General features: G+C 66.4%; 14 protein-coding genes. 9 read left to right on the forward strand and 5 right to left on the reverse strand.

Translation table 11 applies throughout. The features are described 5' to 3' along the window. Positions 1–22 precede the first annotated feature (22 nt). From ACXDF8_RS08405 to ACXDF8_RS08420, 4 genes are all read right to left on the reverse strand, one after another. Complete coding sequence (locus ACXDF8_RS08405; protein WP_457222794.1) at positions 23–460, reverse strand: carboxymuconolactone decarboxylase family protein; 438 nt, start codon at positions 458–460, stop codon at positions 23–25. A gap of 2 nt (positions 461–462) precedes the next feature. Then, on the reverse strand, positions 463–1,317 hold the full coding sequence (locus ACXDF8_RS08410; RefSeq protein WP_457222795.1) for an NAD(P)-dependent oxidoreductase: 855 nt from the start codon (positions 1,315–1,317) through the stop codon (positions 463–465). A 31-nt stretch (positions 1,318–1,348) separates the two neighbouring features. Beyond that, a complete protein-coding gene (locus ACXDF8_RS08415) occupies positions 1,349–2,098 on the reverse strand; it encodes an SDR family oxidoreductase (RefSeq protein WP_457222796.1) in 750 nt (249 codons plus the stop codon). Between the two features lie 83 nt (positions 2,099–2,181). After that, positions 2,182–3,648 (reverse strand): aldehyde dehydrogenase, encoded by a 1,467-nt coding sequence (locus ACXDF8_RS08420; protein ID WP_457222797.1) that lies wholly within the window; start codon positions 3,646–3,648, stop codon positions 2,182–2,184. A gap of 174 nt (positions 3,649–3,822) precedes the next feature. On the opposite strand from ACXDF8_RS08420, the gene ACXDF8_RS08425 reads away from it, so the two are divergent. The 9 genes from ACXDF8_RS08425 (at position 3,823) to ACXDF8_RS08465 (ending at position 11,406) form a co-directional block, all read left to right on the forward strand. Continuing rightward, positions 3,823–4,416, forward strand: a complete 594-nt coding sequence (locus ACXDF8_RS08425; protein ID WP_457222798.1) for a TetR family transcriptional regulator — start codon at positions 3,823–3,825, stop codon at positions 4,414–4,416. After that, the gene (locus ACXDF8_RS08430; RefSeq protein WP_457222799.1) at positions 4,413–5,639 is read left to right on the forward strand and encodes a cytochrome P450; all 1,227 of its coding nucleotides are present in this window, start codon (positions 4,413–4,415) and stop codon (positions 5,637–5,639) included. Before ACXDF8_RS08425 ends, ACXDF8_RS08430 begins: the two co-directional genes overlap by 4 nt. Before the next feature lie 14 nt (positions 5,640–5,653). Beyond that, complete coding sequence (locus ACXDF8_RS08435; protein WP_457222800.1) at positions 5,654–6,478, forward strand: SDR family oxidoreductase; 825 nt, start codon at positions 5,654–5,656, stop codon at positions 6,476–6,478. Next, positions 6,475–7,839 carry a lanosterol 14-alpha demethylase gene (locus ACXDF8_RS08440; protein ID WP_457222801.1) on the forward strand — a complete coding sequence of 455 codons (1,365 nt, stop codon included), beginning with the start codon at positions 6,475–6,477 and terminating at the stop codon, positions 7,837–7,839. The genes ACXDF8_RS08435 and ACXDF8_RS08440 overlap by 4 nt, the downstream gene beginning before the upstream one ends. A 9-nt stretch (positions 7,840–7,848) precedes the next feature. Further along, the gene (locus tag ACXDF8_RS08445) at positions 7,849–8,052 is read left to right on the forward strand and encodes a ferredoxin Fdx (protein ID WP_457222802.1); all 204 of its coding nucleotides are present in this window, start codon (positions 7,849–7,851) and stop codon (positions 8,050–8,052) included. Positions 8,053–8,064: 12 nt separating this feature from the next. Next, positions 8,065–8,625, forward strand: a complete 561-nt coding sequence (locus ACXDF8_RS08450) for a nuclear transport factor 2 family protein (RefSeq protein WP_457222803.1) — start codon at positions 8,065–8,067, stop codon at positions 8,623–8,625. A gap of 168 nt (positions 8,626–8,793) precedes the next feature. Further along, on the forward strand, positions 8,794–9,927 hold the full coding sequence (locus ACXDF8_RS08455) for an NDMA-dependent alcohol dehydrogenase (RefSeq protein WP_457222804.1): 1,134 nt from the start codon (positions 8,794–8,796) through the stop codon (positions 9,925–9,927). Positions 9,928–10,109: 182 nt separating this feature from the next. Beyond that, positions 10,110–10,544 carry a nuclear transport factor 2 family protein gene (locus ACXDF8_RS08460; RefSeq protein ID WP_457222805.1) on the forward strand — a complete coding sequence of 145 codons (435 nt, stop codon included), beginning with the start codon at positions 10,110–10,112 and terminating at the stop codon, positions 10,542–10,544. Then, the gene (locus ACXDF8_RS08465; RefSeq protein WP_457222806.1) at positions 10,537–11,406 is read left to right on the forward strand and encodes an SDR family NAD(P)-dependent oxidoreductase; all 870 of its coding nucleotides are present in this window, start codon (positions 10,537–10,539) and stop codon (positions 11,404–11,406) included. Before ACXDF8_RS08460 ends, ACXDF8_RS08465 begins: the two co-directional genes overlap by 8 nt. 1 nt (position 11,407) lies before the next feature. Here ACXDF8_RS08465 and ACXDF8_RS08470 read toward each other — a convergent pair whose 3' ends face one another. After that, positions 11,408–13,393, reverse strand: coding sequence for a glycosyltransferase family 39 protein (locus ACXDF8_RS08470; RefSeq protein ID WP_457222807.1), 1,986 nt, complete (start codon positions 13,391–13,393; stop codon positions 11,408–11,410). Between the last annotated feature and the right edge of the window lie 4 nt (positions 13,394–13,397).

The following is a 13,397-nucleotide window of genomic DNA, read 5'->3' on the forward strand; positions in this document are numbered from 1 at the left end:
AAATCCGATGCGGAGGAGGCGTCTAATCCTCGAGCTTCCTACCGCTGTGCATCTTGAGGGCGTCGTTGACATTGGCCTTCTTGTCCTCGGCCTGGCCGGCCTCGGCGGCCTTCTTGCGCTTGGCCGTGACCTTGGTGACGACCCCGTCCAGTTTCGAGCCCAACGGGAAACCGAGGTAGTGCGTCAGGAAGATCGCCATCTCCTTGAGCTCCTCGGGCGTGAGCTCCCCGTTGTGCAGGGCGGCGTTGGCCTGGATCTCGGCCAGATCCGAGATACCGAGCGCGGTGACGACGGTCAACGTCATGATGCGCTTGTCCCGCATCGTCAATCCCGGTCGCGTCCAGATGGTCCCGAACAGGTGGTCGGCGGTGAGCGCGAAATAATCACCCGGCGAGTCCGGCATCTCCCAGCCGTAGACCTCGTTCATCTTCTCCAGGCCCTTGCGGCGCAGCTCGTCCATCGTCACTCCTTCGTATGTGGGACACCAAGCCCAGCGGCCAGGTCCCGTAATGCGATCTCGACCAAGGGCAGTTCCACGCCGGTGGCTTCACCGAGGCTGAGCGCCAGCTTCAGGTCTTTCTCGGCCAATCCGCGGGTGTGCATGAACATGTTGTAGACGAAGTGATCCGGCTGCAGCGGTTTGGTGTCGTCGCGGACCATGATCGCACCGGGGCCTCCGCTCTGGGCATCGCTGTGCCGAACCACGCGGCCCAGTTTCTGCAGATCGATCCCGGCCGCCTCGGCAAGCCTCGAGGCCTCGCACGCAGCGGTAAAACCGATGAAGGTCAACATGTTTCGGGCGATCTTCATCCGGGTTCCGGCGCCCGGCTCGCCGGCACGGACGACCATAGAGGCCCACCGTTTGAACACCGGCTTGACGAGGTCGTAGGCGTCGTCGTCCGCGCCGACCATGACGGCCAGCTCACCCTTGTCGGCCGCACCGGCACCGCCGCTTACCGGTGCATCGACGATGCGAATACCCTTGGGGCGCAACTTGTCAGCCAGCTCAGCGGCTGTGTCCGGCTCGATCGTTGAGTGGATCGCGATGACCGTTCCCGGCTTGGCGTGTTCGGCGAGCTGGGCCACCACATCGCGGACCTGCTCGTCGTTGAGCACGGTCACTTCGATGACGTCGGCTCTCGCGACGTCGGCGACGCCGTCTGCCAGGGTGGCGCCGAGTTCGGCCAGCGGTGTCATTGCCTCGGTCCGCACGTCGAAAACGATGAGCCCGCCGGGCCACTCGACGAGCCGCTTGGCCATCGGCGCACCCTGATTTCCGAGACCGATGTAGCCGACCTTGATGTCGCTAGACGTCATGAGCGGCGCCCGACTCTCTTCGCGCAAGCGCTCATCGGAAAATCTGTCCGCCGTCGACGTTGAAGATCTGGCCGGTGATCCACTTGGCTTGATCCGACAGCAGGAACAGGCACATGCCGACCAGGTCGTCGACTTCACCCATGCGCGACAGCGGGATTCCCTTGACGATGTCGGCGACCATCTCCTGCGGCGTGGTGGTGCGGTTGGCCTCGGTATTGATCGGGCCGGGCGCAATCGCGTTGATCCGGATGTTCTGGCCACCGAGTTCGGTGGCCAGCTGCTGGGTGAGGCTGTTCACCCCGGCCTTGGCCAGCCCGTAGAAGTTCGAGTACAGCCACGCCGCGGTGGACGATTGGTTGATGATCGCACCGCCGCCGCGCTTGGCCATCTTCCGGTAGACAGCGCGGGTGCACACCAGCGCGCCGTCGAGGTTCACGCTCATGAACTTCTTGTAGTAGTCCCAGTCCACGGTGATCAGGAAGTCCAGCTTCATCCCGCCGAAGATCGCGGCGTTGTTGACCAGGTAGTCGATGCCGCCGAACTCGGCGAGCGTCTGATCCGCCATCGCCTTGGCCGACACCGGGTCGCTGACATCGACGGGCAGTGCGAGCGCGCTGCCGCCCTCACCCTTGATTCCGTCGGCGACCTTCTGTGCGCCGTCGAGGTTGATGTCGGCGACCACCACGGCGGCGCCCTCGCGCGCGAGCGCCTCGGCGTAGGCCTGCCCGATGCCGCCGCCGGCACCGGTGACGATCGCCACCTTCTCGTCGAACTGTCCCATGTGCGTTCCTCTCTCGGGTCGACTGGCCAGTTAGCGCACGGATTCAGCTGATTCGCGTGTCATAAGTGGCCACTCGGCATGACCTACACGGCGGTGGCGATGACTTTCAGCTCGAGATACTCCTCGAAGCCGGCCAGCCCCATCTCCCGGCCGACACCGGACTGCTTGTACCCGCCGAACGGCGCGTCCGCGGAATACCACACCCCGCCGTTGACGTTGACCGTGCCAACCCGCAGCCGGTCCGCCACCGCCTGGGCACGCTCGGGATCGCCGCTGAACACGCTGCCCGACAAGCCGTACGGCGAATCGTTGGCGATTCGGACCGCGTCGTCGTCCCCGTCGTGAGCGATCACCGTCAGCACCGGCCCGAAGATCTCCTCGCGGGCCACCCGGGCGCTGTTGTCCAGCCCGGCGATCACCGTCGGCTCGATGAAGAAGCCCGTGTCGCGCTCCGCGGGACGGCCACCGCCGCACGCGAACCGGCCGCCCTCGCTGATCGCGAGGTCGAGGTAGGACTGCACCCTGTCGCGCTGACGTTCGGAAATGACCGGCCCACAGATGGTTCCGGGGTTCGTCGGGTCACCCGGGCGGATACCGGCCATCGTCGCTGCGGCCGCCTCGACCGCCTCGTCGTAGCGGGCCCGCGGCACCACCAGGCGGGTGGTGATCGCGCAGCCCTGCCCGGCATGCATCGAAGCGGTGAACGCCGCCATCGAGCAGGCACCGCCCAGATCGGCGTCGTCGAGTACCAGGAACGCCGACTTGCCACCGAGTTCCAGGAACACCTTCTTGATGGTCGCAGCTCCGGCGGTCATCACCGCGCGCCCGGTGTTCGTCGAACCGGTGAACGACACCATGTCGACGCGCGGATCGCTGGACAGCATCGCCCCCACGGCATGGTCGTCGGAGGTGACGATATTGACCACACCCGGCGGGATGTCGGTGTGCTCGGCGATCAGCTCACCGAGAACCGCAGCACACCAAGGGGTATCGGGTGCGGGCTTGAGCACGATCGTGTTGCCCGCCGCCAGTGCCGGGCCGAGCTTGGCCAGGTTGATCTGGTGCGGGAAGTTCCATGGGGTGATCGCGCCGACGACGCCGACCGCCTCGCGGACGACGGTGCGCTGCGTCGTGATCCCCATCGGCGACGCGACACCGAGATCGTGGCGCCACGAATAGTTTTCGGCGGTGTCGGCGCTGAACGAGAGATCCTCCACCGGGCCCTCCAGCTGAGCGGCGGCGGTCAGCATGCGCGGGGCCCCGACCTCGGCCATGGTCAGCTCACGCAGTTCCTCGATGTTGGCCTTCATCGCGTCCCGAAGCTGCCGGATGCACCGCACCCGCAGCTCGGTGTCGGTCGACCAGCCGGTGGTGTCGAAGGCCCGCCGCGCCGCGCCGATGGCCCGGTCCATGTCCCCGGTGTCGCCGTCGGCGGCCGTGCCGAGGACCTCCTCGGTCGCCGGGTTGATCGTCGGATACCGGCCGTTCCCGCCGGCCACCAGCTTGCCGTCGATGAACAGATCGCTGTTCCTGTCGGCCGCTATCGCCATCCCGGCTCCCGCCTGATTGATTGGACACCTGTCCGAGAATCTCTCAGTCGCACCATAACCACAGACCCGCGCGCGGTGCAAGGATCCGTGCGAATGAGCCTGAAGTGCCCGTTCCTGCTGGAACTTTGCGATTGCCGCTTGCCTATCCCAGCGCCGTTCCGATAAGTTGGACAAGTGTCCAGTGATGCCGTAGTGGCCGTCACCGCCGATGGCGGTGACATACCGCGCAACCGCCGCCAGGAGGAGACCTTCCGCAAGGTGTTGCGGGCCGGCATGGAGATGCTGCGCGAGTCGTCCTACGCCGACCTGACAGTGCGCGCCGTCGCGGCTCGGGCGAAGGTGGCGCCGGCGACCGCCTACACCTACTTCTCATCGAAGAACAACCTGATCGCCGAGGTGTATCTGGACCTCGTACGCCAGGTGCCGTACTTCACCGACGTCAACGACACCCGGCTGCACCGTGTCCAGCAGTCGCTGCGCAGCCTGGCCCTGGTCATCGCCGACGAGCCCGAGTTCGCGGCGGCCTGCACCACCGCGCTGTTGAGCAACGAGACCGGGGTACACAAGGTCCGCGATCGCATCGGGGCCGAGATCCACAAGCGGATCAAGTCGGCGTTGGGGCCCGACGCCGATCCGCAGATCGTCTCCGCATTGGAGATGACGTACTTCGGCGCACTGGTGCACGCCGGCAGCGGGACATTGAGCTACCGCGAGGTCGCCGACCGGCTGGCCTACGTCGTCGGACTAATCCTGGGAGCCCACCAATGAGCGTGAAGACTCCGGACCGGCCCGTCGAATTGGTGCTGGATCCCTACGACTACGACTTCCACGAGGATCCATACCCGTACTACAAGCGGCTGCGCGACGAGGCGCCGCTGTACTACAACGAGGAGCTCAAGTTCTGGGCGCTCTCCCGGCACCGCGACGTGCTGCAGGGTTTCCGCAACAGCACGACGCTGTCGAACAAGTACGGCGTCTCGCTGGACCCGGCATCGCGCGGCCCGCACGCCGCCAAGACGATGTCGTTTCTGGCGATGGACGACCCGGCCCACCTGCGCCTGCGCACCCTGGTCTCGAAAGGGTTCACCCCCAGGCGGATTCGTGAACTGGAGCCCCGGGTCACCGAGATCGCGGTCAAGCACCTCGACGCCATGCTGGAGCGGGCCGCCGCCGGTGAGGCGGTGGACTACGTCGACGAGTTCGCCGGCAAGCTGCCCATGGACGTCATCTCCGAGCTGATGGGGGTCCCCGAGGCCGACCGGGTCCAGGTCCGGGCCTGGGCCGACGGCGTGATGCACCGCGACGAAGGAGTGACCGACGTGCCGCCGGAGGCCGTCGAGGCCTCGCTCAACCTGATCGTCTACTACCAGGCGATGGTCGAGGAGCGGCGCAAGAAACCCACCACCGACCTGACGTCGGCCCTGTTGGACGCCGAGATCGACGGCGACCGGCTCACCGACGACGAGATCCTCGGCTTCCTGTTCCTGATGGTGATCGCCGGCAACGAGACCACCACCAAACTGCTCGCCAACGCCGCATTTTGGGGTCACAAGAACCCCGATCAGCTCGCACCGGTCTATGACGACCTGTCGCTGGTACCGCTGTGGGTGGAAGAGACGCTGCGCTATGACACCTCCAGCCAGATCCTGGCCCGGACCGTCGCCGGCGAGCTCACCCTCTACGACACCACGATCCCCGACGGGGACGTGCTGCTGTTGCTGCCCGGCTCGGCCCATCGCGACGAGCGCGCGTTCGACAATCCCGACGACTACATCATCGGCCGTGACATCGGCGCCAAGCTGCAGAGCTTCGGCAGCGGTGCGCACTTCTGCCTCGGCGCCCACCTGGCCCGTATGGAGGCGCGAGTCGCCCTGGAGGAATTGTTCACGCGCATCCGCGGCTACGAGGTCGACGAGGCCAACGCGGTGCGGGTCCATTCCAGCAATGTCCGCGGTTTCGCCCGTCTGCCCATCACAGTGCACTCTCGGTAAAGGATCCCGCTGACATGCCACGTTTCGCTCCGCTTCCCGACCGCAGGCCCGCCATCGTCGCCGGCGCCTCGTCCGGTATCGGAGAAGCCACCGCCATCGAACTCGCCGCGCACGGCTTCCCGGTCGCGCTCGGCGCTCGCCGCGTCGACAAACTCACCGACATCGTCGGCAAGATCAACGCTGACGGTGGCGAAGCGGTCGGATTCCACCTTGACGTCACCGATCCCGATTCGGTGAAAACTTTTGTCGCACAAGCTGGTGAAGCCCTCGGCGACATCGAGGTGCTGGTCGCCGGCGCCGGCGACACCTACTTCGGCAAGCTCGCCGAGATCAGCACCGACGAGTTCGTCTCGCAGCTGCAGATCCACCTGGTCGGCGCCAATCGGCTGGCCACCGCGGTCCTTCCCGGCATGCTCGAACGCCAGCGCGGCGATCTCATCTTCGTCGGCTCAGACGTCTCGCTACGCCAGCGTCCGCACATGGGGGCCTACGGTGCAGCCAAGGCCGGCCTGGTTGCCATGGTGAACAACTTCCAGATGGAACTCGAAGGCACCGGCGTGCGTGCCTCGATCGTGCATCCCGGGCCCACCAAGACCTCGATGGGCTGGAGCCTGCCCGCCGAGAAGATCGGCCCCGCGCTGGAGGATTGGGCCAAGTGGGGCCAGGCCCGGCACGACTACTTCCTGCGCGCGGCCGACCTCGCCCGTGCCATCACGTTCGTCGCGGAGACGCCGCGCGGCGGGTTCATCGCCAACATGGAGCTCCAGCCCGAAGCTCCGCTGGCCGACAACACAGACCGCCAAAAACTCGCCCTTGGCGAGGAAGGGATGCCATCGTGACCAACCCATCGGCCACCAAAGAGGTTCCGCGCGTCTCCGGTGGCGAAGAGGAGCACGGCCACCTCGAGGAGTTCCGCACCGACCCGATCGGCCTGATGCAGCGCATCCGTTCCGAATGCGGCGATCTCGGCTGGTTCCAGCTCGCCGACAAGCAGGTCATCCTGCTGACCGGCGCCGAAGCCAACGAGTTCTTCTTCCGCTCCCCTGATGCCGACCTCAACCAGGCCGAGGCCTACCCCTTCATGACGCCGATCTTCGGCGAGGGCGTGGTGTTCGACGCCGATCCCGAGCGGCGCGCGGAGATGCTGCACAACACCGCGCTGCGCGGCGAACAGATGAAGGGCCACGCCGCCACCATCGAGAACGAAGTCCGCACGATGATCGCGAACTGGGGCGATCACGGGGAGATAGATCTCCTGGAGTTCTTCGCCGAGCTGACCATCTACACCTCCACGGCGTGCCTGATCGGCCAGAAGTTCCGCAATCAGCTCGACTCCCGGTTCGCGAACTACTACCACCTGCTGGAGCGTGGCACCGATCCGCTCTGCTACGTCGATCCCTACCTGCCGATCGAGAGCTTCCGCATCCGCGACGAGGCCCGCGCCAACCTGGTGGAACTGGTGCAGGAGGTGATGACCGGGCGTATCGCCAACCCGCCCACCGACAAGACCGACCGGGACCTGCTCGACGTGCTGGTCTCCATCAAGGACGAGGACGGCAATCCCCGGTTCTCGGCCAACGAGGTCACCGGCATGTTCATCTCACTGATGTTCGCCGGTCACCACACCAGCTCGGGCACCTCGTCGTGGACGCTGATCGAGCTGTTGCGACATCCGGACTACTACGCCCAGGTCCAGCAGGAACTCGACGATCTCTACTCCGACGGCCAGGAGGTGAGTTTCCATGCGCTGCGGCAGATCCCGAAGATCGACAACGCACTCAAGGAGGCACTGCGGCTGCATCCGCCGCTGATCATCCTGATGCGGGTAGCCCAGGATGAGTTCGAGGTCGAGGGTCATCCGATCCACAAGGGCCAGATGGTCGCCGCCTCACCGGCAATCTCCAACCGCATCCCCGAGGACTTCCCCGACCCGGACGCCTTCGACCCCGACCGCTACGAGAAGCCGCGGCAGGAAGACATCATCAACCGCTGGACCTGGATCCCGTTCGGCGCCGGGCGGCACCGCTGCGTCGGGGCGGCGTTCGCGCAGATGCAGATCAAAGCCATCTTCTCGGTCCTGTTGCGGGAGTATGAGTTCGAGATGGCACAGCCACCCGAGAGCTATCGTAACGACCACTCCAAGATGGTGGTCCAGCTGGCCAGGCCGGCCAGGGTCCGGTACCGCAAGCGCACGTCGTAGGAGTCGGTCATGGGTAGCTACCGGGTTGAACTCGACGCGGATCTGTGCCAGGGGCACGCCATGTGCGAACTGGAGGCACCCGACATCTTCCGGGTGCCCAAACGCGGCGTCGTGGAAATCCTCGACTCCGAACCACCCGACGAGATGCGCGACGACGTCGAGCGGGCCGTCGAAATGTGTCCTACCCGAGCACTATCCATCACCGAGAAGTAAGAAGGCGCATCCATGACCTCCTCATCGACGTCCCCCTCCAGACGAGAGCAGTTGGACGACTGGGTCCAGCGCTGGCTGCAGACCAACAAGGACTGCGAGAAGGCCGGCGACTGGAAACCGTTGGCGGACTTCTACACCGACGATGCGACCTACGGCTGGAACATCGGCCCCAAGGAAGACGTCATGTGCGTCGGCAAGGAACAGATCCGCGACATCGCTCTCGGGCTGGAGATGGAGGGCCTGGAGAACTGGGTCTACGAGTACCAGAAGGTCATCGTCGACGACAAGCAGAACGAGATCGTCGGCTTTTGGAAGCAGGTCGCCAACAAGTCCGACGGATCCCGCGATGAGATTTACGGCATCGGCGGCAGCTGGTTCCGGCTCAACGATCAACTGCTGATCGAGTGGCAGCGCGACTTCTTCGATTTCGGCCACGTGCAGAAGGCCTTCGTCACGCTGATCTCGTCGGGTGATCTCACCCCGACCATGCAAAAGCGCATCGAGCGCAGCGTCGCCGGCGAGAAACTGCCCGGTTATTACCCGATCGGCGAGGCCCCCGTCCCGATCTGGTAAAACTCGACACCCGTCAAAAACTCCGGCCCCGGGGAGTACGGTGAAGTGACGGGCGTCATAATGGCCCGTAGAACAGGAACACGTTCTAACTTTGCCTAGATTGACCATCCGGCCAGGCCGGCCCCCCCGGGAAAACCCGGGTCCGGGTTTTGCGAGTGGAGGTTCGCAGTGAAGACAAAAGGCGCTCTCATCTGGGAGTTCAATCAGCCATGGTCGATCGAGGAGATCGAGATCGGCGATCCCGTCAAAGACGAAGTCAAGATCCAGATGGAAGCTTCGGGTATGTGCCACTCCGACCACCATCTGGTCACCGGCGACATCCCGATGGCCGGCTTCCCGGTTCTCGGCGGCCATGAAGGCGCCGGCATCGTGACCGAAGTCGGCCCCGGCGTCGAACACCTTGCCCCCGGCGATCACGTTGTGCTGTCGTTCATCCCTTCCTGCGGCGAGTGTCCGGCCTGCCAGGAAGGACTGCGCAACCTGTGCGACCTGGGTGCGGGCCTGCTGGGCGGCACCGCGGTGTCCGACGGCACCTACCGCATCCACGCCACCAAGAACGGGCAGCCGGTCATCCCGATGACGCTGCTAGGCACCTTCAGCCCGTACATGGTGGTGCACAAGAGCTCCGTGGTGAAGATCGACCCCACGATCCCCTTCGAGGTCGCCTGCCTGGTGGGTTGCGGCGTGACCACCGGTTACGGATCGGCCGTCCGCAGTGGTGACGTCCGCCCCGGTGACGACGTCGTGATCGTCGGCGTCGGCGGTGTGGGCACCGGCGCGCTGCAGGGCGCGCTCAACGCCGGCGCGCGCAACATCTTCGCCGTCGACCCGGTCGAGTTCAAGCGCGACAACGCGCTCAAGTTCGGCGCCACCCACGCCTACCCCGATATCTTCAGTGCGATGGCCGGCGTCGCCGAGGTCACCCAGGGCCGGATGGCACACAAGACCATCGTGACCGTGGGCGAGCTCAAGGGTGAGGACATCGACCACTACATGAACATCACCGCCAAGGGCGGAACAGTGGTGGCCACCGCCGTCGCGAACATGGCCGACAGCAACGTCACGCTGAACCTGGCGATGCTGACCCTCATGCAGAAGCGCCTGCAGGGCACCATCTTCGGCGGTGGCAACCCGCACTACGACATCCCGCAGCTGCTGTCGATGTACAAGGCGGGCCGACTCAACCTCGACGACATGGTCACCCGGCAGTACCGCCTGGAGCAGATCAACGAGGGCTACGCGGACATGCTCGAGGGCCGCAACATCCGCGGCGTGATCCGCTACACCGACGAAGACCGCTGACCCGCACCTCCATCACGGACCTTCCGGGCCGTGCCCGCCTTGCCCCCGGCGCGGGCACGGCCCGGAAATCGTCACCCCCCGCGACCACCGGCACCTTCGGTGAACATGTTGAGCCCCGGCGGAATCCGACCGTTGCACGCCGCCCGCGCCGCCTGCAGTGTCTGACAACCAAGGAGAACGATATGTCCACCGCCATCGAAAAGACCCCGGCCCTCGCGGCCTCGCAAGCCTCCTGGCAGTGCGTGATGACGCACGATCGTGAGGGATGGCTGGCGCTGATGGCACCCGACGTGGTGATCGAGGATCCGATCGGTGAGGCGATCACCAACCCCGACGGCCACGGCGTGCGCGGCAAGGAGGCCGTGGCGGCGTTCTACGACACCAATATCGCGACCAATAGCCTTCGCGTCACCTGCGAGGAGACCTTCCCCTCCAGCTCGCCCGACGAGGTCGCCCACATTCTGGTGCTGCGCAGCCAATTCGAGGGCGGTCTGACCAGCACCGTGCGCGGCGTCTTCACCTACCGCGTCGACGCCGCGGGACTGATCACCAACATGCGCGGCTACTGGAACATGGCGGGTATGCAGTTCGCCCAGGCGCCCTCCGGCGGTGAGTGACCAGCCGCTGGCAGGCCAGGGCACTGTCGTCGTCGGCGGATCGCGGGGAATCGGCGCCGCGGTCGCCGCTCTGCTGGCCCGCAGCGGCGCCGGTGTGGTGGTCAACGGCCGCGACCCGGACGCCGTCGAGGCCACCGTATCGGGCATCCTCGACGACGGTGGACGCGCCGTCGGACACTGCGGTTCCGCTGCCGAGGAAACCGTCGCCACCGAACTGATCGCACGGTGCGAGAACGAATTCGGTGCCGTCGACGCCTTGGTGAACTGTGCAGGCACTGCCGAACCCGCCGGGTCGTCGATCCTGTCGGTCACCCCCGAGCAGTTCGGCGAGCTCATCGACGTCCACCTGGGCACCGTGTTCGCCACCTGCCGCGCCGCCGCGCCGAAGATGGTGGCGCGCGGCCGCGGCGCCATTGTGAACACCAGTTCGTTTGCTTTCCTTGGTGATTACGGCGGCACCGGGTATCCGGCGGGCAAGGGCGCGGTCAACGGGCTGACGATGGCAATCGCGGCCGAACTAGCCGAGCACGGGGTGCGCGCGAACGTGGTGTGCCCGGGGGCGAAGACCAGACTGTCCACCGGGGCGGAGTTCGAGGAGCAGATCGCGTCGCTGCGGGCACGCGGGATGCTCGACGACGTCAGCGCCCAGGGCGCGCTGGATGCTGCGGCCCCGGAGTACGCCGCCCCGCTGTACGCCTACCTCGTCAGTGACATGGCCGCCGGGATCAGTGGCCAAATGTTCATCGCGGCAGGCGGTTTCGTCGGCCGCTTCGACCGCCCCTCCCCCGCGCCAATCGGCTACCGCGACCACCACCACTCGCCGCCGTGGTCGATCGGCGAGATCGCGGCGATGTTGGCCTGACTCAGCCGGTCAGGTCGTAGATCGTCACCCGGCCGACCTCTATGGGGGTGAAGTTGCGCTGGACCCATTGCTGGATAAGAGCGTTGGTGTCCAGGTGACCCCACCGGTCCTCGTGGATCGGGTTGGTGACGATGAAGTAGTGGATCCGCTTGGCCAGCACCAGGCGCAGGAAGGTGTCCGGCGCCGGTGACGGATCGGTGCCGTTGAAGCCACCGACGGCCATCACCGGATGCCCGCTGGTGAGTTGGTATCCGGCGGCGCACACCGAGCCGACGGTGGCGGCGACCCAGGTGTAACGCCCGGCGTCAGCATCGAGCAGCCGGACCAGGGCCGGGTCTGGGACACCGGAGTCGAGCAGCGTGCAACCCACCAGATGACTGCTTCCACCGGGCGCGCCTGCGGGCAGCAGGAAACCGGGTCCGGTTGCCGCCCTGATCTCGGCACGCGGAACCGTCCCTACGCCCTTGGTCATCGCCACGACGACGCGGGGTACCGGACCGGCGATCGGCAGCGCACCCGAATTGCCCCGGAGCACCGTCGTCACCGCGAAGGCGGCCGGACCACCGAACGCCACCAGGGCCGCCAGCGCGATCACACCGGCCCGCACCGGCGGGCGATCCGCCGCCCAGGCGCCCAGCACTAGCCACACCAGCAACACTGCCGCTGCAAGCGGTACCGCCCACCGCAGACCGGGCTGGTAACCGGGGATGCGGCGTAGTACCGACACCGATGTCAGGGCGGTCACGCCGACGACCAGGGCCAGAGTGATTCGTGCCCAACGCTTGTCACGCTCCGCCCAGCACACCGCCGCACCGATGCCGGACAGGGCGGCGATCGACGGCGCCAGCGCGACGGTGTAGTAGGCATGGAAGATGCCGGCCATGAAGCTGAACACTCCTGCGGCGGTCAGCAACCACAGCATCCACACCAGGACCGAGGCACGCTGCGGGTCGCGCCTCGGGGCGCGGACCCACCGGATCAGCAATACGAGCCCGAAGAGCAGCGCGGCCGGCAACAGCCAGCCGGCGCCGCCGATCTGTTCGGGCTCGAACAGCCGTCCGATGCCGGGCTGGCCCCAGGGATGAGCCGATGTCCGCCCGCCGAGGTGTACCGGCGACGCGAAGCCCGGCGAGCCGGTGCTGCCCGGCTCGTCGCCGTTGAGCCGACCAAAGCCGTTGTACCGTAACGTCAATTCCAGTACCGAGTTGGTTTGGGTGCCGCCGATCCACGGGCGCCTGTCGGCCGGCCAGAGCTGGACGAGTAGCACCCACCACCCGGCTGCGGCCACCGCGGCGAGCAGCCCCGCCAACAGCTGAGCCGCCCGGGTGGCCAGCGTCCGCGGGCCGGCGATCAGGTAAGTAAGCGCCAGCGCCGGCATCACCAGCGCCACTTCGAGCTGTTTGGTCAGATACCCGAGCCCGAGCAGGCCGCCGCACGCCAGCACCCAACGCAGCCGGCCGTCGTCCACGGCCCGCAGCAGTGCCCACACCGCCGCGATCATCAGGGTCACCAGCAGTGCGTCGGGATTGTTGTAGCGGAAGATCGAGACGGCGACCGGCATCAGCGCCAAGGCAGCGCCCGCGATCAGCCCCGCGGTCTCGCCGAATCGGCGGCGCACGGTGTCCCACAGCAGGGCCACGGCGACGACACCCATCAGCGCCTGCGGTATCAGGATGCTCCACGTATTGAGCCCGAAGGCACGCACACTCAGCGCAGGAAGCCACAGTGACAGCGGCGGCTTGTCCACGGTGATCGAGTTGGCAGCATCCGAGGATCCGAACAGCAACGCCGTCCACGACTGCGAACCTGCCTGCGCGGCTGCCGAATAGAAAGCGTTGGCCCAACCCGACCGGTCCAGGTCCCACAGATAGAGGATGGCGGTGCAGCTCAGCAGTGCCAGCAGCGCCCACTGCTGCGCGGTCAGCCCGCCTCGGCGCATGACCGCCAGCGTGGCGGTGACCTTAGGTGGATCGGCTCTGACCGTCATGGCG

It is taken from the genome of Mycolicibacterium sp. CBM1 (assembly GCF_054073305.1).